Consider the following 22,836-nt stretch of genomic DNA (forward strand, 5'->3'; position numbering starts at 1 on the left):
GCCCTGAGCGGCCGCTACAGCCTGCGGACGGCCTGCGCCTCCGCCCGTTCCACGGAGGCCCTGCCGTGGACGTGCACGAGCGCCAGGTGGAAGAGGGCGGGCGCGAGCGGCGCCCAGCGGTGGATCCGGTCCGGCCGCAGGAGGTACCGGGAGACGTCGGCCGAGCGGAAGGGGACGTACTCGATGCTGTCGTGCTCCCAGCGGTCGGCGACGCCTCTGCCCATCCGGTCCCGCAGCCGGTCGCCCGTCATGTCGGTGAGCCGGGCGTAGAAGTGGGCGCTCCAGTGGCGCTTGTGGACGTCGAGGACGAAGGCCAGCAGGGAGAGCGTGTACTCGTTCGGCTCCAGGGCCATCTCCTCCCGCATGCCCCGCCGGGCGACCGCGTGCAGGTCGGGGGCGTTGCGGCCGGAGGAGTCGATGTGCCGGGAAAGCCCCTCGTTGACGGAGGAGTTCCACACGCCCGGCGCCATGCGGACCCGGTTGCTGCGCCGGCTCACGACGAGCAGGTGGTCGGCGGTCACGACGGCGACGTTGACGGCGAAGCTGCACTGGAGGAACGCGGGCGCGGCGAGGGGCTGTTCGGGGTCGAGGTAGCGGGTCCGCGGGGTGGAGCCGTCCGGGAGGCGCCGGTCCAGCTGCTGGGCGGCGAGGAAGGTGTAGTAGTCGGTCGGCCGCAGCCGCAGATGGACCTCCGACTGTTCGTCGAGGGCGGTCCGCGACACCTCCAGGCTCTCCACCGCGTAGCGGGGGCCGTTCCACACCGGCGCCCGGTCGCCCTCTTCCCGGGCACGGGCCTCCTCGGCCTCGATCTCCGCATGCCAATCCGCCATGTCGTCCGGCAGCGCGACCTCGCCGTCGAGGACCTGGACGTGGATCGACTCGGCGGCGATGGCGCGGTCGCCGTCGCCCTCGACGATGAGCGCGGAGGTGTGCAGGGGCCCGAGGGAGAAGGTGGAACAGGCCGGGCCGTCCTGCGCCCGGAAGGTGAGGCTGCGGACCACGCCCGCCGAGCGACGCCGGATCCGGAACCACACGTCCTGCGTCCACTGCTGGAACAGGGTGGCGAACACCACGCCCAGGATGGCGCCGACCACGCCGTTGCCCACGTCTATTCCGCTCACCCGCGCCAGCGTAGGGCAGTTGATCAACGTCGCGGGGTGGGAGAGGCAACTTCGGCGGTCGAATCCTCGTCTGGCAGACGGAACGAATCCCCAGGAACCCGAACGGAGCCTCCCGGTGCTCATAGGACTGCTGACCGCCGTCGTCGCCTCGATCTGTTACGGCACGGGCTCGGTGCTCCAGGCCGTCGGGTCCCGTAAGTCCGCGCGCCGCGAGGCGGCGGCCGGGATGGTGACGGAGCGGGGCGGCCCGAGCCTGTCGTCGACCGCGAAGGCGGCGATGACGTGGGAGTTCGTGGTCGGCACGATCCTGGACTTCGTCGGCTTCGGGCTCGGCGCGCTGGCCGCGCGGCTGCTTCCGCTGTTCCTGTCGCAGACGGTGATCAGCGCCAATCTCGTCGTCACGGCCGTCCTGAGCGTGCGGCTGCTCGGCATCCGGCTGACCCGCGCGGAGTGGACGTCGATCGGCGTGGTCTGCTCGGCGCTGGTGCTGCTGGCGAGCGCGGCGGGCCCGGAGGGCAGCGGCCACACCCCGATCGCCACGCACTGGTGGCTGCTCGCGATCTCGCTGCTGCTGATGGTGGGCGGCACGGTCGTCGTACGGCTCCTCGGCGCGCGCGCCGCGATCCTGGCGGGCCTGCTGTCCGGCCTCGGCTTCGGCGCGCTCGGCGTCGGCGTCCGGATTTTGAACGGCATCGACCCCTTCGACCCGGCCGCGCTGCTCGGGGACCCGGCGCTCTACGCGATCCTGGTGGCCGGGGTCGGCGGCATGTACCTGCACACGGTCGCGCTCCAGATCGGCTCGGTGAACGGCGCGACGGCGGCGCTGGTGGTCGGCGAGACCGTCCTCCCGGGCATGATCGGCGTCTGGTGGCTCGGCGACGCCTCCCGTCCCGGCTTCGGCTGGCTCGCGGTCACCGGCTTCCTCCTCGCGGTCGCGGGCGCGGTGGCGGTGGCCTGGTTCGGCGCCCCGGAGGGCGACCCGGCCGCCGATCCCGCGCGGGAGACTCCCGTACGCGAGGAGAAGCCGGAGCCGGCCGGCCTGCCGTAGGGGCGCCCGGAGCGCCCGCCCGGACCGCGGGGCGGCCGGAACGATCGGCGCCCCCCGTCAGCCCCGCTCCTCCCCCGCCAGCGCCACCACGTCCGACGGGGTGAACGTCACGCCCACCGTCGCGCCCTCGGCCGGGGCGTCGCGGAGGGGGCACTCGGCTTCCAGGGGCGGGCCGTCGGCGGGGCGCAGGAGGACGGCGACGTGGCTGCCGCGGAAGGTGCGGGCCTCGACGACGCAGGGCAGGCCGTCCGCCGGGGCGCCGAGGCGCACGCCGGCCGGGCGGACGAGGAGGCGCGCCGCGCCCTGCGGGGTCCCGTACGGGACGGGGACCTTCCCCCACGCGGTGTCGGCGGCGGCGCCGCTCACCGTCGCGGCCACCACGTTGTCGAAGCCGAGGAAGCGCGCCACGAACTCCGAGGCCGGCCGCTGCCAGACCTCCAGCGGTGTGCCGGACTGGGCGATCCGGCCGTCCCGCATGACGACGACCCGGTCGGCCAGCGCGAACGCCTCGCCCTGGTCGTGGGTGACGGCGAGGACCGTCGTACCCAGCCGTCCGAAGAGCTGCCGCAGCTCGACCACGAGCCGCTCCCGCAACCCCCGGTCGAGCTGCCCGAGGGGTTCGTCCAGCATCAGCAGCCGGGGCCGCGGGGCGAGCGCCCGGGCGAGCGCGACCCGCTGCTGCTCGCCGCCGGAGAGCGAGGCGACGGCCCGCCGGCCCGCGCCGGGCAGTCCGACCAGCTCCAGCAGCTCCGTGGCACGGGCGGCCTGTTCGGCGCGGCCGACGCCGTGCATCCGCAGCCCGAAGGCGACGTTCCCGGCCACGTCCCGCTGCGGGAAGAGCTGGTGGTCCTGGAACATCAGGCCGACCCCGCGCCGGTGGACCGGCACCCCGGCTTGGTCGGCGCCGCCGAGCAGCACCCGCCCGCCGTCCAGGGCCTGCAGCCCGGCGACGGCCCGCAGCAGGGTCGACTTGCCGCTGCCGCTGGGACCGAGGACGCAGACGATCTCGTGCTCGGTGACCTCCAGGTCCACCGAGTCGAGCACGGCGCGCTCCCCGAACCGTACGGTCGCGTCCTCGAGCGTCAGCATCAGAACTCCCCGGAGGTCCGGTCGGTGCGCAGCCGTTCGAGCAGCAGCAGAGCCGCCGCGCACACCACCATCAGAATCGTCGAAAGGGCCATGGCCTGGCCGTAGTTCAGCTCGCCGGGCCGGGAAAGCAGGCGCGCCACGGCGACCGGCAGCGTCGGGTTGTCGGGCCGGGCGATGAAGACGGTCGCGCCGAACTCGCCGAGCGAGACGGCGAAGGCGAACCCGGCGGCGATGAGCAGCGCCCGCCACACGAGCGGCAGGTCGACCTCGCGCCAGGCCCGCAGCGGCGAGGCGCCGAGGACGGCGGCCGCCTCCCGGAGCCGTTCGTCGACCGCCCGGAGCACGGGCAGCATCGTCCGGACGACGAAGGGCACGCCGACCAGCGCCTGCGCGAGGGGGACGAGGATCCAGCTCGCCCGCAGGTCGAGTGGTGGTTCGTCCAGGGTGATGAGGAAGCCGAAGCCGACGGTGACGGCGGAGACGCCCAGCGGCAGCATCAGCAGGGCGTCGAAGCCGCGGACGAACCGCCCGGCGCGCCGGGTGAGCGCCGCCGCGGCGAGCCCCCCGACGACGAGGGCGATGGCGGTGGCGACGAGGGCGTACCGCAGGGAGTTCCCGATGGTGTCGGCCATCGGGACGAGGAAGGTGCCGGAGGCGTCCACGGTCCACAGGGCCCGGTAGTAGTCGAGCCCGTACCCCCGCGGTGTGTCGAAGGAGCGTTCGACGAGGACCGCGAGGGGCAGCACGAGGAGCAGTCCGACCGAGAGGAGCACCCCGCCGAGGAGCGCCCACTGGCCGGGTCCCTTGGGCCGGTGCGCGGTCCGCTCGGGCGCGACGAGCCGCAGGGCCGTCTCCCGTCGCCGCACGGTCCGGGCGTGGACGGCGAGGACGGCGCCGACGGCGACGAACTGCGTGAGCGTGAGGACGGCGGCGGTCGTGAGGTCGAAGCGGTTGACCGTCTGGCGGTAGATCTCCGTCTCCAGCGTGGAGTACGTCGGTCCGCCGAGGATCTGGACGAGCGCGAAGGAGCCGGCGGTGAAGAGGAACACCATCAGCGCGGCGGCGGCGACGGCCGGGCCGAGGGCGGGCAGGGTCACGGTCCGCCAGGCGGTCCAGCGGGAGGCGCCGAGGACGCGGGCCGCTTCCTCCTGGCGCGGGTCGAGCTGGGCCCACAGGCCGCCGACGGTCCGCACGACGACGGCGTAGTTGAAGAAGACGTGCGCGAGGAGGATCGCCCAGACGGTGGTGTCCAGGCGGACGCCCCACAGTTCGTCGAGGAGCCCGCCGCGGCCGACGAGCGCGAGGAAGGCCGTGCCGACCATGACGGTGGGCAGCACGAAGGGGACGGTGACGACGGCACGCAGCAGCGCCTTGCCGGGGAAGTCGAAGCGGGCGAAGACGTACGCGCCGGGCAGCGCGACCAGCAGGGTCAGCGCGGTGGAGGCGAGGGCCTGCCACAGCGTGAACCAGAGGACGTCGAGGATCTCCGGCCGGCTCAGCGTCTCGGCGAAGCGGCCGAGGTGCCAGGCGCCGTCCACCCGCAGCCCGCGCTCGACGATCGAGGCGACGGGCCAGGCGAAGAAGAGCGCGAAGAAGGCGACGGGCACGGCCATCAGGCCGAGCCGCGCCGCGCTTCCCCGCACGTCCCGCCGGCGGCGTATGGGGTCTGCGCCCCGTACGCCGCCGGCACCGCCGTGGCGGTGCTCGCGGTCTACCTCAGGACGGTCGAGGACCACGACTGGATCCACTGCTCGCGCTTGTCGGCGATCTTCTCGGGCGCCATGGTCAGCGGCTTGTCGATCACGACCCCGTGCTTCGTGAACAGCTCGGGCAGCCGGGCGCCGTCGGTGACCGGGTTGACGAACATCTGCAGCGGCATGTCCTCCTGGAAGCGCTGGGAGATCAGGAAGTCGATCAGCGCCTTGCCACCCTCGGGGTTCTTCGCGCCGTTCAGCAGTCCGGCGAACTCGATCTGCCGGAAGCAGGTGCCGGTGGCGACGCCGGTGGGGGCGTCCTTCGGCTGCGGCTCGGAGTAGAGGACCTCGACGGGCGGGCTGGAGGCGTACGAGACGACCAGCGGCCGGTCGCCCTTGGCCTTCTTGCCACCGGCGGAGCCGGAGAACTCCTGGTTGTAGGCGAGCTCCCAGCTGTCGACGGTCTTCACGCCGTTCGCCTTGAGCTTCTTCCAGTAGTCCTGCCAGCCGTCGTCGCCGTACCGCGCGGCGGTGCCGAGCAGGAAGCCGAGGCCCGGGGAGGACTTCTCGGGGTTCTCGACCACGAGCAGGTCCTTGTACGCCGGCTTGGCCAGGTCGTCGAAGGTCTGCGGGGGGCTGAGCTTCTTGTCGGCGAAGTACTTCTTGTCGTAGTTGACGCAGATGTCGCCGGTGTCGATCGGGGTGACCCGGTGCTCCTTGTCGACCTTCGCGCCGTCGGCGACCGCGTCCAGGCCCTTCGCCTCGTACGGCACGAAGATGCCGTTGTCGAGCGCGCGGGAGAGGAGGGTGTTGTCGACGCCGAAGAAGACGTCGCCCTGCGGGGAGCCCTTGGTCAGGATCTCCTTGTTGACGGCGACGCCGGCGTCGCCGCTCTTGAGGACCTTGACGGTGAAGCCGGTCTGCTTCGTGAACTGGGCCAGGACCTCCTTGGAGGCGTTGAAGGAGTCGTGGCTCACGAGGGTCACGGTCTTCGGCGCGGGCTCGCCGCTCTTGCCCGCCGCGTCCCTGACGTCGTCGGTGCCGCACGCGGTGAGGGCGGTGACGCCCAGCGCGGCGACGAGCGCGGCGGCGCCCATCTTCTTGGTGCTCACTGGATTCCTCCTGGGTATGACCAGGAAGAGACGCGGCCCTGCCCACCCCGCGGGGGGTGGGCAGGGCGCAACAGCTCGAGTAACGCCCGAACTTCCTACCCAGAATGACCTGGGCGAGGTTCAGAGGGTCTGCGGTCCGATGACCGCACTCTCAGCGCTGTGGCGCTCCCCTGTCGGAATATGGAGATGTGTTCGAGCTCAGACTACAAGGTCAGCGCTCCGTGGCCGCGAGCTGTCCACAGGCGCCGTCGATCTCCTGGCCGCGGGTGTCACGGACGGTGACCGGCACGCCGTGGGCGGCGATGGCCTCGACGAACGCCTTCTCGTCCTCGGGCCGCGAGGCGGTCCACTTGGAGCCGGGCGTGGGGTTGAGCGGGATCAGGTTGACGTGGACGCGCTTGCCCTTGAGGAGGCGTCCGAGCAGGTCGCCCCGCCAGGCCTGGTCGTTGATGTCCCGGATGAGGGCGTACTCGATGGAGATCCGGCGGCCGGACTTCTCCGCGTACTCCCAGGCGGCGTCGAGGACCTCGCGGACCTTCCAGCGCGTGTTGACGGGCACGAGGGTGTCGCGGAGCTCGTCGTCAGGGGCGTGCAGGGAGACGGCGAGCCGGCACTTGAAGCCCTCGTCGGCGAAGCGCAGCATCGCGGGCACGAGGCCGACGGTGGAGACGGTGATCCCGCGCTGGGAGAGCCCGAGACCGTCCGGCTCGGGGTCGGTCAGCCGGCGGATCGCACCGACGACCCGCTTGTAGTTCGCGAGCGGCTCGCCCATGCCCATGAAGACGATGTTGGACAGCCGCGCCGGGCCCCCGGGGACCTCGCCGTCGCGCAGGGCGCGCATGCCGTCGACGATCTGGTGCACGATCTCGGCGGTCGACAGGTTCCGGTCGAGACCGGCCTGGCCGGTGGCGCAGAACGGGCAGTTCATCCCGCAGCCGGCCTGTGAGGAGATGCACATGGTGACCCGGTCGGGGTAGCGCATGAGCACGGACTCGACGAGCGTGCCGTCGTGCAGCCGCCACAGGGTCTTACGGGTGGTGTCGTCGTCGCAGGAGATGTGCCGGACGACGGACATCAGGTCGGGCAGCAGCTCGCCCTGCAGCTTCTCGCGGGAGCCGGCGGGGATGTCGGTCCACTCGGCGGGGTCGTGGGCGTACCGCGCGAAGTAGTGCGTGGATAGCTGCTTGGCGCGGAACGGCTTCTCGCCGATCGCGGCGACGGCTTCCTTGCGCTCGGCGGGCGTGAGGTCGGCGAGGTGCCGCGGGGGCTGCTTGGCTCCGCGGGGGGCGACGAAAGTGAGTTCTCCGGGCTTGGGCATGGTTCTACCAGTGTCGCAGACGCGGGGCGGTGGCCTGGGGCGGTCACGGGACGGCCCAAGGGCGGGGCGCGGATGGCTTCCGGCGGGGGCGCGGGGACGGCCCGGGGGATCCGTGCGTCTCCCCCGGGCCTTCTCCGTGCGGGTTTCCCTCAGGCTCGCGTCAGAAGAGCAGCTCTCCAGCGGGGAAGCTGGAGCCGATCTTCACGCGGGGCGCGTAGCCGCCGGCGCCGTCGCCCTTGTAGTAGTAGAGGTCGCCGCCGGCCTCGCGGGCGGCCATGTCGGGCTTGCCGTCGCCGTTCAGGTCGCCCGGGGCGGCGAGGGTGTCGTAGACGCCCCAGCCGTGGCCGATCTGCCGGCGCTCGGTGAGGGTGCCGTCGCCCGTGCCCTCCTGGAGCCAGAGGGAGCCGACTTCGTCGATGGCGATGAGGTCGGGGGTGCCCGGGTCCGTGCCCTCGGAATGGGCGAAGTCCCCGGCGATCACCGACGGGTACATGACCCAGTCGCCGCTGGTGGCGGCGAGCGGCGTACGCGGGGCGTAGCCGTCCGGGCCGGTGCCGTGGTGGAGCCAGAGGCCGCCCGTGGTGTCCCGGGTGATCAGGTCGGCGGTTCCGTCGCCGTCGAAGTCGCCCGGGGCGAGGAGCAGGGTGTCGTCCTGGAAGCCCGTACCGGCCAGGCGGCGGGTGCCGCCGGAGTACGAGCCGTCCACCGCGGCGGCCGGGTAGTGCCAGAGGTTTCCGGCGGCGTCGACGGCGGCGAGGGTGGTGCCGTGCCGGGCGACGTGCTTCATGCCCGTCCAGCCTGAGCCGACCTTGCAGGGCTTGGCCAGAGCGGCGCTGTCGCCGTTCGCCCGGCCCTCGTAGCGGTACAGACCGCCGGCCGCGTCCCGCCGGTGGACGGCACCGGGGGTGTCACCGTAGGGGCCGCAGTCCGACCAGTAGGCGGCGGCCCGCAGGGGCAGGTGGTCGGAGATCCACTGACCGGTCGGGGTCGTGGGCTCGGCGGGCACGTCGCCGACCGCGCCGCGGAAGAAGCGGGAACCGAAGAAGGTGTAGTCGAGCTTCTGCACCCGGTTCTGATGGGCCGCGTCGAACATGGTGAGCGCGCCCATGCGGCAGCGCGTGATCCCCGGGGTCTGGCAGTTGCCGAAGCCGGCGGTGCGGCTGATGTCGGTCTCGTCGGCCTCGATGAACCCGCCGTGCGCGCCGTCGCCGGTGGGCGCCGCGTAGAAGCCGTTCAGCACGTCTCCCCACGGCGAGGAGTTGAAGTCACCGCCGAGGATCACGGGGATGCCGGCGTCCTCCCACTCCCGTGCCTTGTCGGTGAGGACCTTGGCCTCCCGGACCATGACCTGGTGGCGCGCCGCCCGGTCCTTGTACGTCGCGAGATCGGCGTTGTACTTCGCGGTCTGCTCGGGGGTGGCCGGCGGGGCGGGGGGCGTGGGGCGGACGGGGGCGTTCGGCGTGCCCCACCACAGGTGCACGGAGCAGGACCACGTCAGCCGGTTCTGGACCCAGGCCTTGATGCAGGGGGCCTTGATGTCCTCGGCTCCGACGGGTCCGATCGCCACGGCGTCGACGGTGTCCTGGATGGCGGCCTTCGTGTCCAGGGTGAGGTCGGCCCCTTCGACGTGGTACCCCCGGACGAACAGGGCCATGCCGTAGCTGGGCGTGGTGCTGCCGCCGGTGTCGACGCACAGCTGCCGGCCGTTCGAGCCCTTGAGGGCGCTCTGGGCGACGGTCTGGACGTACCGGCCCGTGTAGCCACGGGGCTTGAGAGCGGCGTTCAGGTCGTCGTACTGATAGCGGCAGACCTCGACGAGGAAGATGTAGTCGGCGTTCCAGGCGCCCCCCGTCTCCGCCACGATCGTGTCGACGCGGGCCTTGTTCTCCGCGGCGGTGACCAGGCATCCCGTCGTGCCGCCGCTGCCGCAGATGTTGTACGTGTACGTCCTGACGGGCGGTGCGGCCGACGGCGTCACCGTGTCCGCCCGCGCCGGGGGCGCGGTCGGCAGTGTGGCCGCGCACAGGAAGGCCAGAGTGGCCAACAGGGCTTTGAACAGCCCGGATGTTCGCATGGAACCCCCCCTGATGGGTGACATGAAAGAAAGACGAACGCTACTCGAACAGGTGATCGCCTCGACTGTCGGTGCCGCCTCGTGGGCAGTCCGGCGCAGGGGAAGGCCCCCGCGTCCTCGTCGCGGGGGCCGTGTGCGGTCCGTCGGGGGTTCGGAGGGTGGGAGTCCCCGGGGTCAGTCCTTGGGGATGGTCGCCACGCACTCGGAGAACGGCTTGTTGGCCACGCAGTCGAACACCGGGGACCACTTGCTGCCGTCGTCGGCGCCCGCGGCGACCGTGTCCTCACAGGACGAGGCGGAGAGACCCCAGAGCGATCCCTCGGGCCAGCCGGCCTCGTTCGTGCGGTCCTGGATCGAGTTCACACAAGCGGCGGGCGCGCCGAGGCGCTTCACCTCTTGCAGGAACTCCTTGTACTGCGCGTTCTGCGTGGCGCTGTCGAGCGAGTCGACCGTCTTCTGCGCGTCCTTCCTCTGCTGCTCGGAGGCGTCCGGGTTTTGGACCGTCACCAGCGCCTTGCTGTTGGTGTCGATGATCTGCTTGATCTGGGCCTGGTCCTTCGCGTCCTTGGGCTTGGTGTTCGGGTTCTGCATCGACTTCAGGGCGCCGAGGGTCTTCTTCACGCCCTTCTCGATCTTCTTCTGCTCCACCGGGGGCTTCGGCGGGCCCTTCGGATTGGCCAGCGCGATCATGGCGTCACTGAGCACTTCCACCTGGGCCTTGAGCTCCGCCTTCTCCGCCGCCGTGATGTTGGGGCTCTGCATCTGCGTCACCCACCAGGCCAGGTCATCGGCGATGTCGCGGTACACGATCCGCTCGGCCGTCGACTTGGTCGGGTCCTGGGCGGCCTTCAGTGCTCCGGTGATCCCCTGAAGGAACTTCGTGTACGTGGCCTTGTCCTCCGGGGACGTATCCGGGCTGTCGATGGCGTTCAACGTCGTGCTGATGTCCGCCACGATGTAGCCGTAGATCTCCTTGTCGTCGGCTGACGCCGTCGGGCTGTTGATTACCTTCAGCGCCTCGGCCAGGACCGCGTTCAGCTCGGCCTTCACCTGTTCGGGCGCCTTCGCGGCCTGTTGCTTCACCTGCTGTTGCTGCTGAGGCGTCACGAACTTCTGCTGCCCGTCCTGCTGTTCCTGCTGCTCTTCCTGCGGCTGCTCCTCGGGCTGCTGCTCCTCCTGCGGCGGCTGCTCCTCCTGGGGCTGCTGCTCCTGCGGTTGCTCCTCCGGTGGCTGTTGCTCCTCCTGCGGCGGCTGCTCTTCCTGCGGCTGCTCCTCCTGCGGCGGCTGCTCCTCCTCCGGCTGCGGCTCCGGCGGCTGCTGTTCCTCCTGCTGGGGCGGCGGGTCGGGGGGATCGAGCGGGCCGGCCGCCGTGGCCTGGGTGGGCGCATCGGCCGACGCCGCCGCCGCCGTTCCCATGCCGACCGGAACCGCTAGTGACGCGGCCAGACATGAGGCGCCGAGCATGCGGGAGATCCTTCGCCGGGCAAGTTTGGCCATGACGATTCCAGATGCGCTCGTGGTGTATCGCTCTGCCTCGTGGGCGTGACCCGTGAGCGGGTCCTTGGCCACCGGAGCCGCACGGCTCAACGGTGCACTGGTGTTCCACACAAAATTCTTCGCCCCTTCGACGCGTCCCGCAACTCGGCTTCCAACGCCGTGCAGTTGCTTCAGCGTTCAACAGGGCTCTCCATGCGGAGGCAGGACGGCACGCCCGCCGACCCCTCACCGCGACGAGCCGTCACTTCCGTTGCGCACCATGGGCGAACGCCCGCACGCCACGGGGGACAACGGCGGGCGGCGCGTGGCGCGCCGCCCGTCGCTCAGCCCAGCTCCCGCTCCACCGGCAGCCACAACTCGGCGTCCGCCTCGGTCATCTCCGCCGACATCCGGGTCCGCAGGATCTCCGGCCCGGGACGGCTGCGGTACGGGTTCGATGGGAACCACTCCGTGAAGACGTCCCGCCACAGCTCCTGGATGGCCTGCGGTACGGGACCCGAGGCGGTGAACACCGCCCACGTACCGGCCGGCACCGGGAGCACCGCCACCCCCTCGGGCGCGCCCTCGGGCGGCCCGTCCGAGGCCGTCGCCGACGTGATCACCGCGTGGAGATAGTCGAGTTCGGTGCCTTCGGCCCGGCTGGGGTCCAGGTCGTCGCAGACCGCGACGATCCCGTGCGGCTCCTGGTCCGACAGCTTCGCCAGCCGCTCGACGAGCGTCCGGTCGATCCCGCGGACGAAGTCGATGATCGCCTGGTTCGGCCCCGCGTGCACGAGCGGGACCCGTGCCTTGAAGCCGACGACGGTGAAGTCCGGCCTGTCCACGACGCGATAACGCATACTGCTGCTCCCTTCGACAGTGAGACGGAAGGTCAACCGGGGCTGGGAGACGAGCGCGGCGCCCGTACGCCGGGCCTCGCCGGGCCCGACGCCGTGCATGGCGCGGAACGCCCTCGCGAAGGCCTCGCCCGAGCCGTATCCGTACCGCACCGCGACGTCCAACAGGGACGCGCTCCCGTCGAGCACCTCGGCACCCGCCACGGTGAGCCGGCGCCGGCGGACGTACTCCGACAGCGGCAGCCCCGCGAGCGCGGAGAACATCCGGCGCAGGTGGTACTCCGAGGTGGCCGCGACCCGCGCCAGCTCGGCGTTGTCGACGGGCTGGTCGAGACGCTGCTCGATGTACTCCAGGGCCTCGTTCAGACGGTCCAGCACTCCCGGTCCCCTTCCTCTTGACGGTCTCCACGCTAGGCAGCGGGCATCCTGCCGGACCCGACATCCTGTGCCCGATCGGGTCGGGTGGAGCCGGTCGGCCAGATCGACTTTCCGGTCGGCCCGCGCGGCACCGGAAATCCGACCTGGCGCAGAAATTCGAACAAGTGCTCTAATCATTCCATGAGGCACCACCCCTTCCCCGACGACCTCGTCACCGCCCAGCGTTCCTGGTCCGCGACCTACGAAGAACTCGCCCGCCCCGGCCAGGACCGCCCCACCCCGCTGCGCAGACGGCTGCTGCGGCTCTCGGCGGAGATCTGCTTCCACCCGTACTGGCGCCTTCCCCTCCCCACGGCCGGCCGGGCCGAGCTGCGCGAGCTGGTACGGGCCGAGCGGGCGGCGGCGCGAGGCGACCGGGACCGGGCCGCGGGCGCGGCCTGACTCCGCGCCACCGCCGACGACCGAGCGGGACCGCCGACGAGCGAGCGGGACCGGTGACGAGCGGGGCGTCAGGCCCCCGCGGCCTCGTCCGCTTCGCCGCCCGGCCCCAGGAGGCCAGTGGGGGCGAGGGCCGTCTCGTCCTCGTCGAGCCGGGACAGGGCCTGCCGGGCGCCGCGGGCGACCACGGCGGGCAGCAGCGGCCCGAGCGCGGGGACCAGGCGGAGCCAGGGCTGGAGGTGCAGGACGGGGCGGCGGCGCTCGGCGCCCCGGGCGAGGAGTTCGCCGACCCGGTCGTCCGAATGGACGCGGTCGGCGGGCCACGGCAGGTGGCGCCGTAGTTCGCGCATCACCCGGTGGTCGTCGGCCGCCCGGATCAGGTCGGTGTCGTACCAGCTCAGCCTGGCCACCCCCACCGCCACCCCGCGGTGGGCGAGCTCCGCCCGCAGCCCCGCCGCGAACGCCTCGGCGCCCGCCTTCGACGCCCCGTACGCCGTCATCAGCGGCACCGGCGAGAGCGCCGCGAGGGAGGAGACGAGCAGGTAGTAGCCGCGGGTCGCGAGGAGCGCCGGCAGGAAGGCGCGGGCGGTGACGGCGCTGCCGACGAGGTTGACCTCGACGATCCGCCGCCAGCTCTCGGGGGCGGTCCGCTCGAACGGTCCGGCGGCCGCGATCCCGGCGTTGGCGACGACGACCGACGCGGGCCCCATCCGCCGTTCGACGTCCCGGGCCACCTCCGCCATCCGGGCGTCGTCGGTCACGTCGGCCGGCCAGGCGTGGGCCGGGGCCCCCGCCTCCCGGCAGCGGTCGGCCACCCGGGCGAGTTCCGCCTCCTCGTGCCCCAGCAGGGCGACGCGCGCCCCCCGCCGGGCGAGCGCCAGGGCCGCCCGCTCCCCCACGCCCCGGGCCGCGCCCGTGACGACCGCCGTCCGGCCGTGCAGTGGTGAGACTCCGCCCATGGGTCCACGGTAGGCACATGGGGGGCGGATGTCCCGCGCGCGACGGGGAACCCGCAGGCGGGAGACCCACTTCTCACACGGAGGACCCCATGGCCGTACGACACCAGCTGATCCGCCGGAGGCCCGAGGCCGTCTGGGCGGTCCTCGCCGACCCCTCGCGCTACAGCGACTGGGTGGTGGGGACCTCCGACTCGGACCCCCTCGACGACGACTGGCCGCAGGTGGGGTCCCGCCTGCGGTACACCGTACGGATCGGGCCGTGGTCCGGCGACGGTGAGACGATCGTGCGCCTCTGCGAACCGGGGAAGGTACTGGAACTGGAGGCCGTCGCCGGCGCCCTCGGCACCGCGCGGATCGCCCTGGAGGTCCGCCCCTGGGGCGAGGAGTCCCTGGTCGTCTGCGACGAGCACCCGCTGCGCGGCCTCGGCGGGCGCTGGCACAACACCCTCTCGGACGCGGTGATCCAGCTCCGCCACCGGGACATGCTCGCCCGCCTCGCCCGGACCGTCGAAAACGGTACGGAAGCGAAGGACACGGAGGCGGAGGACGCCAAGGGCGCGAAGGCGCACGGCGAGGGGCGCGCGGGCCGCCCCCGGCCCCGGGCGGTGTGACCGCCGTGCCGGACGCCGTGGTGATCGGGGCCGGCCCCAACGGCCTCGTCGCCGCCAACCTCCTCGCGGACGCCGGCTGGAGCGTGGAGGTCCTGGAGGAGCAGCCCGAGCCCGGCGGTGCGGTACGCAGCGACCGCGGCGTCCATCCCGACTACGTCAACGACCTCTTCAGCTCCTTCTACCCGCTGGCCGCCGCCTCCCCGGTACTGGCCGGCCTCGACCTGGCGCGCCACGGGCTGCGCTGGAGCCACGCCCCCCATGTGCTGGCGCACCCGCTGCGCGACGGGCGGTGCGCGGTGCTGGCCCGCGACGCGGTCGGCACGGCGGCGAGCCTGGAGGCGTTCGCCGACGGTGACGGGGAGGCCTGGCAGGGCATGTGCCGGATGTGGGACCGCATCGGCGGGGACATCCTGCGCGCGCTGTTCACACCGTTCCCCCCGGTGCGCTCCGCCCTGCGCCTCGCCACCCGGCTGACCCCGCCCGCCGCGCTGCGCCTGGCCCGGAACCTCGCCCTTCCCGTGCGCCGCCTGGGCGAGGAGGAGTTCCACGGCGAAGGGGGGCGCCTGCTGCTCGCCGGCAACGCCCTGCACGCCGATCTGGCCCCCGAGGCGGCGGGGAGCGGCGGGTTCGGCTGGCTGATGTCGATGCTCGGCCAGAGCCACGGATTCCCGGTGCCGGTCGGTGGCGCCGGGGCCCTGACCGACGCGCTGGTCCGGCGCCTGGAGAGCCGCGGCGGGGCCGTGCGGTGCGGGGAACGGGTCGCGTCGGTGGTCGTACGTAACGGCCGCGCGGTGGGGGTCCGCACCGCGGCCGGAGAGGGGGTACCGGCCCGACGGGCGGTCCTCGCCGACGTGTCGGCCCCGGCGCTCTTCGGGCGCCTGGTCGACCCGGCGCATTTGCCCGACCGTCTGCTGCGGGACCTCCGGCGCTTCCAGTGGGACTTCGCCACCTTCAAGGTCGACTGGGCGCTCGACGCCCCGGTGCCGTGGACGGCGCGGCCCGCGTCGCAGGCCGGGACCGTGCACCTGGCGGACGGCGTCGACGGCCTGACGCGCTTCGCCGCGCAGATCGCGACGGGGCTGGTCCCGGAGGAGCCGTTCGTCCTCTTCGGGCAGATGACCACGGCGGACGCCGGGCGGTCACCGGCCGGGACCGAGTCCGCGTGGGCGTACACGCACCTTCCCCAGCGCATCCGCGGCGACGCGGGCCCCGACGGCATCACCGGCCGGTGGGACGAGCGGGAGAGCGAGGCGATGGCGTACCGCGTGGAGGCGCAGGTGGAGCGCTACGCCCCCGGCTTCCGCGACCGCATCCGCGCGCGCCGCGTGCTCACCCCGCCGACCCTGGAGTCGATGGACGCCAACCTGCGCCGCGGCGCCCTCAACGGCGGTACGGCCGCGCTGCACCAGCAGCTCGTGTTCCGTCCCACGCCCGGCACGGGCCGCCCGGAGACGCCGGTCAGGGGCCTGTACCTCGCCTCGGCCTCGGCCCATCCGGGCGGCGGTGTCCACGGCGCCCCCGGCGCCAACGCGGCCCGTGCGGCGCTGCGCGGCCGTCTGATCCGCCGCACCTAGGGGGTGGGAAGACGCCGAAGGGCTCGCCGTCCGAGGACGGCGAGCCCTTCCGTACGTACCGCAGGGGCCGGGCCCGGGTGCGGTCAGGTCGTTCCGACGAAGACCACGAGCAGCAGCCACACCACCGGCGCGGTGGGGAGCAGCGAGTCGAGCCGGTCCATGATCCCGCCGTGTCCGGGGAGCAGCGTGCCCATGTCCTTGATGCCGAGGTCCCGCTTGATCATCGACTCGCCGAGGTCGCCGAGCGTCGCGCTCGCCGCCACCGCGAGACCGAGGAGCAGCCCCTGCCACCAGGTCCCGTCGTCGATCATGAACTGCATGCAGAGCGCGCCCGCCGCCATCGCGAAGGTGACCGCGCCGAGCAGCCCTTCGCGGGTCTTTCCGGGGCTGATGCGCGGCGCCAGTTTGTGCTTCCCGAAGCGCCAGCCGATCGCGTACGCCCCGGTGTCGCTGACCACGGTCAGCACCAGGAACGTGAGCACCCGCCACGGCCCGTCGTCGGCGGTGAGCATGAGCGCCACGAACGTCGCGAGGAACGGGACGTAGAACGCCGCGAAGATGCCTGCCGTGACGTCCTTCAGATAGCCCTCGGGGGGCTCCGTCATCCGCCACACGAGCACGGCGAGGGCGGTCAGGGCCATCGCGACCCAGGCCCCCTCGACGCCGCGGACGTACCCGGCCACGATCATCGCCGCCCCGCCGACGGCGAGCGGGACGAGCGGCGCCTTGATGCCCTTGCGCTCCTGGAGGCGGGAGGTGAGCTCCCAGAGGCCGACGACGACGGCGACCGCTATGACGCCGACGAACGCGGCCTTCCAGATGAACAGCGACGCGATGATGACGGCGCCGAGCGCGACCCCGACCCCTATGGCCGCGCCCAGGTCCCGCCCCGCACTCTTCTTCTGCGGGCCGGCGGGCTGGCCGGCGGGCTGGGGCGGGCTGGACATGGGCTCCTGCGGGTGCTCGTGCGGCATCTCGTCACGGAACGGGGGACCGCTCCGCGGAGCGGCCCCCCGATCATGATCGTCCTGGTGGTCGCCGGCGGGGACGTCGGGAACGATGGGCATGGGCCGAGTCTGCGCCGCCCTCACTCCATCGTATGCGGGACCCGCCGGGGCAGGTCCCTGGGCGGGCCCCCAGAAGCCGGCTGCGGCCGGGGCCCCCCAGGAAGAGTCGTTCATCAGACCTCGAGGAGCTCGGCTTCCTTGTGCTTGAGCAGCTCGTCCACCTGCGTGACGTACTTCGCGGTGGTGTCGTCGAGCTCCTTCTCGCCGCGACGGCCCTCGTCCTCGCCGACCTCGCCGTCCTTGACCAGCTTGTCGATGGTCTCCTTGGCCTTGCGGCGGACGGAGCGGATGGAGATCTTCGAGTCCTCGGCCTTGCCCTTGGCGACCTTGATGTACTCGCGGCGGCGCTCCTCGGTGAGCTCGGGGAACACCACACGGATGATGTTGCCGTCGTTGCTCGGGTTGACGCCGAGGTCCGAGTCGCGGATCGCCTGCTCGATGTTGCGCAGCGCGGTCTTGTCGAACGGGGTCACCACGGCCATGCGCGGCTCCGGCACCGAGAAGGACGCCAGCTGGTTGATGGGCGTGAGGGCACCGTAGTAGTCCGCCACGATCTTGTTGAACATCGCCGGGTGCGCACGGCCGGTGCGGATCGCGGCGAAGTCCTCCTTGGCGACCACGACGGCCTTCTCCATCTTCTCCTCGGCCTCGAGGAGGGTCTCTTCGATCACCAGTTGCTCCTGCGTGTCGTCGCGTCTTTGTCCTGCACGGTGTACGACCGGCAGGGCTCTGTCCATCCCCTCGCGGGGCGGTGCCCGGTTCGAGCCGAGGCTCAGGCCCGGGTGCCCTGGTCGCTCACGAGAGTGCCGATCTTCTCACCCTTGACCGCGCGCGCGATATTGCCCTCGGCGAGCAGTTCGAAGACGAGGATCGGGAGGGTGTTGTCACGGCACAAGGTGATGGCGGTGGCGTCGGCGACCTTCAGGTCGCGGGAGAGCACCTCGCCGTACTCCAGCGCGTCGAACTTGACCGCGTCGGGGTTGGTCTTCGGGTCGGAGTCGTAGACCCCGTCCACGCCGTTCTTGCCCATGAGCAGGGCCTCGGCGTCGATCTCCAGGGCACGCTGAGCGGCCGTGGTGTCGGTGGAGAAGTACGGCATACCCATGCCGGCACCGAAGATGACCACGCGGCCCTTCTCCAGGTGCCGCACGGCGCGCAGCGGGATGTACGGCTCCGCGACCTGGCCCATGGTGATGGCCGTCTGGACACGGGAGTCGATGCCCTCCTTCTCCAGGAAGTCCTGGAGGGCGAGGCAGTTCATGACCGTGCCGAGCATGCCCATGTAGTCGGAGCGCGCCCGGTCCATGCCGCGTACCTGCAGCTCGGCGCCGCGGAAGAAGTTCCCGCCGCCGATCACGACCGCGATCTCGGCGCCGTCGCGGACGACGGCGGCGATCTCGCGCGCGATTTTGTGCACGACGTCGGGATCGACGCCGAGTGCGCCGCCGCCGGCGAACGCCTCACCGGACAGCTTCAGCATGAAGCGGCCGGCCTTTTTGCCGTGGATGTCGTCGCCCTGTGCGGCGCCCTGGTTCATGGAGATCTCCTCGTGCACATACGACGAAGGCCATTGCCGGTGGGTCCTCGCGGTTTCCCCTACGGCAATGGCCTCCTCGTCAGATCTGCGGTCGTCCTACGCGAACGCGGACGACTGCTTCAGACCCTACCGGGGTCCGGTGTCCGTTGCGTACGGACTCAGATGCCGACCTTGATGCGCGAGAAGCGCTTCAGGGTGACGCCGGCCTCGTCCAGCACCTGCTGGACGGACTTCTTGTTGTCCAGCGCGTACGGCTGGCCGAGGAGCGTGGCGTCCTTGAAGAAGCCGTTCACGCGACCCTCGACGATCTTCGGGAGCGCGGCCTCGGGCTTGCCCTCGGCGCGGGTGGTCTCCTCGGCGACGCGACGCTCGGTCTCGACGACCTCGGCCGGAACGTCCTCACGGGTGAGGTACTTCGGCGCGAAGGCGGCGATGTGCTGCGCGACACCCTTGGCGATCTCGGCGTTCTCCTTGTCGAACTCGACGAGAACACCGATCTGCGGGGGCAGGTCGGGCATGGTGCGGTGCATGTACGCCGACACGAAGCCGTCGGAGAACTGCGCGAAGCGGTCGAGGACGATCTTCTCGCCGAGGTTGGCGTTGGCCTCGTCGACGTACGCCTGGACCGTCTTGCCGGCCTCGATCTCGGAGGCGAGCAGCGCCTCGAGGTCGGCCGGGGAGGTGGCGGCGACGTGCGCGGCGAGCGCGGCGGCGACGGCCTGGAACTTGTCACCCTTGGCGACGAAGTCCGTCTCGCACTTCAGCTCGACGAGGACACCGGAGGTGTTGTCGTCGGCGATCAGGGAGACCACGGCACCGTTCTCGGCCGAACGGCCCTCGCGCTTGGCGACGCCCTTCTGACCCTTGATGCGCAGCGCCTCGACGGCCTTGTCGACGTTGCCGTCGGCCTCGTCCAGCGCCTTCTTGCAGTCCATCATGCCGGCGCCGGTGAGCTCACGGAGCTTCTTGACGTCAGCGGCGGTGTAGTTCGCCATGAGTCTGAGTTTCTCTCTCGAAGTCTGAAAGATCTACGGGTGGACGGCGGGGGCAACGAGCGCCCCCGCCGTCTTCATCCGATGTCCGAAACAACCGGACCCGTGAGGGTCGGGCCGTCGCTTCAGGCCTGCTCGGCCTCGGCGGCCGGAGCCTCGGCCTCGGCGGCGGGCGCCTCGGTCTCGGCGGCCGGGGCCTCGGCGGCGGGCGCCTCGGTCTCGGCGGCGGCCTCGGTCTCGGCGGGCTTCTCGGCCTCGTCGGCCTTCTTCTCGCCCTCGAGCAGGTCGCGCTCCCACTCGGCGAGCGGCTCGCCGGCGGCCTTCTCGCCCGGCTTCGAGTCACCGGTCGCGGCACCGGAACGGGCGATGAGGCCCTCGGCGACGGCGTCGGCGATCACGCGGGTGAGCAGGGTGACGGAGCGGATCGCGTCGTCGTTGCCCGGGATCTTGTAGTCGACCTCGTCGGGGTCGCAGTTGGTGTCGAGGATCGCGACGACCGGGATGTGGAGCTTGCGCGCCTCACCGACGGCGATGTGCTCCTTCTTGGTGTCGACGATCCAGACGGCGCTCGGCACCTTCTGCATCTCGCGGATACCACCGAGGGTCTTCTCCAGCTTGGCCTTCTCGCGCGAGAGGACCAGGAGCTCCTTCTTGGTGAGACCCGAGGCGGCGACGTCCTCGAAGTCGATCTGCTCGAGCTCCTTGAGGCGCTGCAGACGCTTGTAGACGGTGGAGAAGTTGGTGAGCATGCCACCGAGCCAACGCTGGTTGACGTACGGCATGCCGACACGCGTCGCCTGCTCGGCGATGGCCTCCTGGGCCTGCTTCTTCGTACCGACGAACATGATGGAGCCGCCGTGCGCGACGGTCTCCTTGACGAACTCGTAGGCGCGGTCGATGTACGACAGCGACTGGAGCAGGTCGATGATGTAGATGCCGTTGCGCTCGGTGAAGATGAAGCGCTTCATCTTCGGGTTCCAGCGACGGGTCTGGTGACCGAAGTGGACGCCGCTCTCCAGCAGCTCCCGCATCGTGACGACGGCCATGGCCGTATCTCCTTGGTTTTCTCGGTTATGTCCTGACGCCCCGACGCGCCGTGCCACAAGGGACCGAAAAGGCGCTGCCACGACCGGTGAGGGTGATGGCGGGGCGTGCGAAGTCGACCCGGTGACCCGGATCGCCATAGGAAGTGTACGGGACCCGGGGGCCACCGGGTGACGGCGCTGTCCACAACCGGCCCGTCGTCCACAGACCACGCCCATGACCGGCACAGCCGCGTGATCTGCGGAAGCGTGACCCCCATGCACCTGACGACCCTGCTCCTCGCCCTCACCCTGGCCTGGCCCGTCGGCCCGCCACCGCCCGAGATCGTCCGCGACTGGGATCCGCCCGCCGGACCGTACGCCCCCGGCCACCGCGGCCTCGACCTCGCCGCCGCACCCGGCACCACCGTCCACGCGACAGCGGCCGGCGTGATCACCTTCGCGGGCCCCGTCGGCGGCCGCGGCGTCCTCACCCTCACCCTGCCCGGCACGGGCACCCCGCCCCTGCGCACCACCTACGAACCGGTGACCCCGCTCGTCCCCGTCGGCACCCACGTCACCCGCGGCCAACCGATCGCCACCCTCACCACCCCCGCCCGCACGACACCCCACTGCCCACGCTCCTGCCTCCACTGGGGCCTCCTGCGCGGCGACACCTACCTCAACCCCTTACGCCTGCTCCACCCCGGCCCGAGCCGCCTGCTCCCGGTGACAGGAGTTCCCTAGCCACGGGCGCAGAACGACGGCCGTAGCGGGGCGGGGGCCGGGGGGTGGGGAGGGGGGAGGGGGGGCGGGGGGGGTCAGCTCCCGACACCGCGCAGGGCCATGGAGACCGCCGCCTCGGCGATCCGGTCCGGCTCCTCGGCCGCTCCGAGTTCGATCCGGCGCACGGCGGCGTCCACGACGCCCTGGAGGAGCATCGCGCCCAGGCGGGGCTGTTCCTGGCCGAGCTGTCCGAGGGCTTCGACGATCATGGCGACGAGGCCGCCGTGGGCGGCGCGGATCTTCTCGCGGGCCCCGTCGTCCAGCTCGCTCGCGGAGATCGCGACGACCGCCCGGTGCCGGCGGTCGCCGACCAGCTCCAGCTGCTTGCGGACGTACGCCTCGACCTTGCCCTCGGGCGTCTCGGCCCGGGCCATCGCCGCTTCGACCTCGGCGGCCCAGAGGGGGAAGTCGGCGGCGCACAGCTCTTCGACCACGGCCGCGCGGGAGCGGAAGTACTCGTACACCGAGGAGCGGGCGAGGCCCGTGCGCTCGGCGAGGGCGGGGAAGGTCAACGCCTCCGTACCGCCTTCGGACAGCAGGGATCGCGCGGCGTCCAGCAGGGCGCCGCGCTGCATCGTCCGGTGCTCGGCCACCGAGGCCGCTCGAATCCTGGGCACGGCTCCACTGTACGACCGGCTCCGCGGCGTCAGCGTCCTACATCGGCCAGCTTGGCGCGCAGCTGGAGGACGGACTTGGTGTGGATCTGGCTGACCCGGCTCTCGGTGACACCGAGGACGTGCCCGATCTCGGCGAGGGTGAGGCCTTCGTAGTAGTAGAGGGTGACGACGGTCTTCTCCCGCTCGGGGAGGGTGTTGATGGCCCGGGCCAGCAGCCTGCGCAGCTCGCGGTCCTCGGCGATCTCGACGGGGTTGTCGGCGGCGGTGTCCTCGAGCGTGTCCATGATCGACAGTCGGTCGCCGCCCTCGCCTCCGGCGTGGAGGAGCTCTTCGAGCGCGACGACGTTAGCCAGGGACAACTGGCTGAAAACCGCGTGCAGTTCCTCCAGGCCGATGTCCATCTCGGCGGCGACCTCGGTCTCGGTGGGGGTCCGCCGCAGCTGGGCTTCGAGGGTGGCGTAGGCCCGCTCGACGTTGCGCGCCTTCTGGCGGACGGAGCGGGGGATCCAGTCCAGGGCGCGCAGCTCGTCGATCATCGCGCCGCGGATGCGGGTGATGGCGTACGTCTCGAACTTGATGGACCGTTCGACGTCGAACTTCTCGATGGCGTCGATGAGGCCGAAGACGCCGGAGGAGACGAAGTCGGCCTGTTCCACGTTGGACGGCAGGCCCACGCTGACGCGGCCGGCGACGTACTTGACGAGCGGGGAGTAGTGGAGGATCAGCTGCTCCCGCAGCCGCTCGTCGCCGGTGTCCTTGTACGACCGCCACAGCTCGTCGAGCGATGTCGGTGCGGGCGGTCGCACGGTGCCCCGGGCTGCTGGGGGCACCGCAGCGCGGTCAGACCCGGAGGTGTGCTGGGGCATGCGTTGCCTTGAGCCGTTCTGCTGTGGGGTGGGTCGGGAAGCGTGGCCGGTAAGGAATCCTGGTGAGCGTAGCGTGACTGGGATGTCGCGGTGCGCGAACATCGGTGGTTCGCGCCGGTCGGGGTGGGCGGGGTCGGCCACATCTTCGAAACCCGGCGGCATGTCTTCGGACCCGTACGTTGGCGCGTGCCGGCCCCTCG

The 22,836-nt window shown here is 71.9% G+C and carries 21 protein-coding genes and 1 riboswitch; of the genes, 5 read left to right on the forward strand and 16 right to left on the reverse strand.

Translation table 11 applies throughout. The features are described 5' to 3' along the window. Nucleotides 1-14 precede the first annotated feature (14 nt). Entirely contained in the window at nt 15-1,121 is a 1,107-nt protein-coding gene (locus tag ACFZBD_RS10575; RefSeq protein WP_391138776.1) for a hypothetical protein, read from the reverse strand. A gap of 115 nt (nt 1,122-1,236) precedes the next feature. Between ACFZBD_RS10575 and ACFZBD_RS10580 the strand changes: the two genes are divergently transcribed. Then, nucleotides 1,237-2,169 (forward strand): hypothetical protein, encoded by a 933-nt coding sequence (locus ACFZBD_RS10580; protein WP_391138778.1) that lies wholly within the window; start codon nt 1,237-1,239, stop codon nt 2,167-2,169. Nucleotides 2,170-2,226: 57 nt separating this feature from the next. Here ACFZBD_RS10580 and ACFZBD_RS10585 read toward each other — a convergent pair whose 3' ends face one another. The 7 genes from ACFZBD_RS10585 to ACFZBD_RS10615 form a co-directional block, all read right to left on the reverse strand. Next, nucleotides 2,227-3,258, reverse strand: coding sequence for an ATP-binding cassette domain-containing protein (locus tag ACFZBD_RS10585; RefSeq protein WP_391138780.1), 1,032 nt, complete (start codon nt 3,256-3,258; stop codon nt 2,227-2,229). Continuing rightward, on the reverse strand, nt 3,258-4,871 hold the full coding sequence (locus tag ACFZBD_RS10590) for an ABC transporter permease subunit (protein ID WP_391139644.1): 1,614 nt from the start codon (nt 4,869-4,871) through the stop codon (nt 3,258-3,260). The genes ACFZBD_RS10585 and ACFZBD_RS10590 overlap by 1 nt, the downstream gene beginning before the upstream one ends. Before the next feature lie 98 nt (nt 4,872-4,969). After that, nucleotides 4,970-6,049, reverse strand: a complete 1,080-nt coding sequence (locus ACFZBD_RS10595) for a thiamine ABC transporter substrate-binding protein (RefSeq protein WP_391139645.1) — start codon at nt 6,047-6,049, stop codon at nt 4,970-4,972. Between the two features lie 89 nt (nt 6,050-6,138). Further along, a riboswitch (TPP riboswitch) is annotated at nt 6,139-6,246 on the reverse strand. A 29-nt stretch (nt 6,247-6,275) separates the two neighbouring features. Then, nucleotides 6,276-7,382, reverse strand: coding sequence for a 23S rRNA (adenine(2503)-C(2))-methyltransferase RlmN (gene rlmN / locus ACFZBD_RS10600; protein WP_391138782.1), 1,107 nt, complete (start codon nt 7,380-7,382; stop codon nt 6,276-6,278). 160 nt (nt 7,383-7,542) lie between these two features. Further along, nucleotides 7,543-9,456: an FG-GAP-like repeat-containing protein gene (locus ACFZBD_RS10605; protein WP_391138784.1), complete on the reverse strand. Its 1,914-nt coding sequence runs from the start codon at nt 9,454-9,456 to the stop codon at nt 7,543-7,545. Nucleotides 9,457-9,630: 174 nt separating this feature from the next. Next, nucleotides 9,631-10,953, reverse strand: coding sequence for a hypothetical protein (locus ACFZBD_RS10610; RefSeq protein ID WP_391138786.1), 1,323 nt, complete (start codon nt 10,951-10,953; stop codon nt 9,631-9,633). 323 nt (nt 10,954-11,276) lie between these two features. After that, entirely contained in the window at nt 11,277-12,167 is an 891-nt protein-coding gene (locus tag ACFZBD_RS10615; RefSeq protein WP_391138788.1) for a GyrI-like domain-containing protein, read from the reverse strand. Between the two features lie 180 nt (nt 12,168-12,347). Here ACFZBD_RS10615 and ACFZBD_RS10620 point away from each other — a divergent pair, with 180 nt between their 5' ends. Beyond that, nucleotides 12,348-12,608, forward strand: coding sequence for a hypothetical protein (locus ACFZBD_RS10620; protein ID WP_391138791.1), 261 nt, complete (start codon nt 12,348-12,350; stop codon nt 12,606-12,608). A gap of 68 nt (nt 12,609-12,676) precedes the next feature. Here ACFZBD_RS10620 and ACFZBD_RS10625 read toward each other — a convergent pair whose 3' ends face one another. Then, nucleotides 12,677-13,564: a short-chain dehydrogenase/reductase gene (locus tag ACFZBD_RS10625; protein ID WP_391138793.1), complete on the reverse strand. Its 888-nt coding sequence runs from the start codon at nt 13,562-13,564 to the stop codon at nt 12,677-12,679. An 89-nt stretch (nt 13,565-13,653) separates the two neighbouring features. Between ACFZBD_RS10625 and ACFZBD_RS10630 the strand changes: the two genes are divergently transcribed. Then, nucleotides 13,654-14,175 (forward strand): SRPBCC family protein, encoded by a 522-nt coding sequence (locus tag ACFZBD_RS10630; protein WP_391138795.1) that lies wholly within the window; start codon nt 13,654-13,656, stop codon nt 14,173-14,175. A 5-nt stretch (nt 14,176-14,180) separates the two neighbouring features. Further along, a complete protein-coding gene (locus tag ACFZBD_RS10635; RefSeq protein WP_391138797.1) occupies nt 14,181-15,749 on the forward strand; it encodes an FAD-dependent oxidoreductase in 1,569 nt (522 codons plus the stop codon). An 83-nt stretch (nt 15,750-15,832) separates the two neighbouring features. On the opposite strand, the gene ACFZBD_RS10640 is transcribed toward ACFZBD_RS10635, so the two are convergent. From ACFZBD_RS10640 to rpsB, 5 genes are all read right to left on the reverse strand, one after another. Further along, nucleotides 15,833-16,930 (reverse strand): phosphatidate cytidylyltransferase, encoded by a 1,098-nt coding sequence (locus ACFZBD_RS10640; protein ID WP_391138799.1) that lies wholly within the window; start codon nt 16,928-16,930, stop codon nt 15,833-15,835. Beyond that, a complete protein-coding gene (frr, locus tag ACFZBD_RS10645; RefSeq protein ID WP_391138801.1) occupies nt 16,930-17,487 on the reverse strand; it encodes a ribosome recycling factor in 558 nt (185 codons plus the stop codon). The genes ACFZBD_RS10640 and frr overlap by 1 nt, the downstream gene beginning before the upstream one ends. 101 nt (nt 17,488-17,588) lie before the next feature. Further along, entirely contained in the window at nt 17,589-18,353 is a 765-nt protein-coding gene (pyrH, locus tag ACFZBD_RS10650; RefSeq protein WP_147979912.1) for a UMP kinase, read from the reverse strand. Nucleotides 18,354-18,511: 158 nt separating this feature from the next. Next, nucleotides 18,512-19,348, reverse strand: coding sequence for a translation elongation factor Ts (gene tsf, locus ACFZBD_RS10655; RefSeq protein ID WP_391138804.1), 837 nt, complete (start codon nt 19,346-19,348; stop codon nt 18,512-18,514). 122 nt (nt 19,349-19,470) lie between these two features. Then, nucleotides 19,471-20,391 (reverse strand): 30S ribosomal protein S2, encoded by a 921-nt coding sequence (gene rpsB / locus ACFZBD_RS10660; RefSeq protein WP_391138806.1) that lies wholly within the window; start codon nt 20,389-20,391, stop codon nt 19,471-19,473. Between the two features lie 255 nt (nt 20,392-20,646). Here rpsB and ACFZBD_RS10665 point away from each other — a divergent pair, with 255 nt between their 5' ends. Beyond that, a complete protein-coding gene (locus ACFZBD_RS10665) occupies nt 20,647-21,114 on the forward strand; it encodes a peptidoglycan DD-metalloendopeptidase family protein (protein WP_391138808.1) in 468 nt (155 codons plus the stop codon). 74 nt (nt 21,115-21,188) lie between these two features. On the opposite strand, the gene ACFZBD_RS10670 is transcribed toward ACFZBD_RS10665, so the two are convergent. Both ACFZBD_RS10670 and whiG read right to left on the reverse strand, forming a co-directional pair. Further along, a complete protein-coding gene (locus ACFZBD_RS10670; RefSeq protein ID WP_391139646.1) occupies nt 21,189-21,746 on the reverse strand; it encodes a TetR family transcriptional regulator in 558 nt (185 codons plus the stop codon). 53 nt (nt 21,747-21,799) lie between these two features. Continuing rightward, the gene (gene whiG / locus ACFZBD_RS10675) at nt 21,800-22,636 is read right to left on the reverse strand and encodes an RNA polymerase sigma factor WhiG (RefSeq protein ID WP_391138810.1); all 837 of its coding nucleotides are present in this window, start codon (nt 22,634-22,636) and stop codon (nt 21,800-21,802) included. Nucleotides 22,637-22,836: the final 200 nt, after the last annotated feature.

This window comes from Streptomyces sp. NPDC008121 (genome assembly GCF_042957155.1).
Lineage (GTDB): Bacteria > Actinomycetota > Actinomycetes > Streptomycetales > Streptomycetaceae > Streptomyces.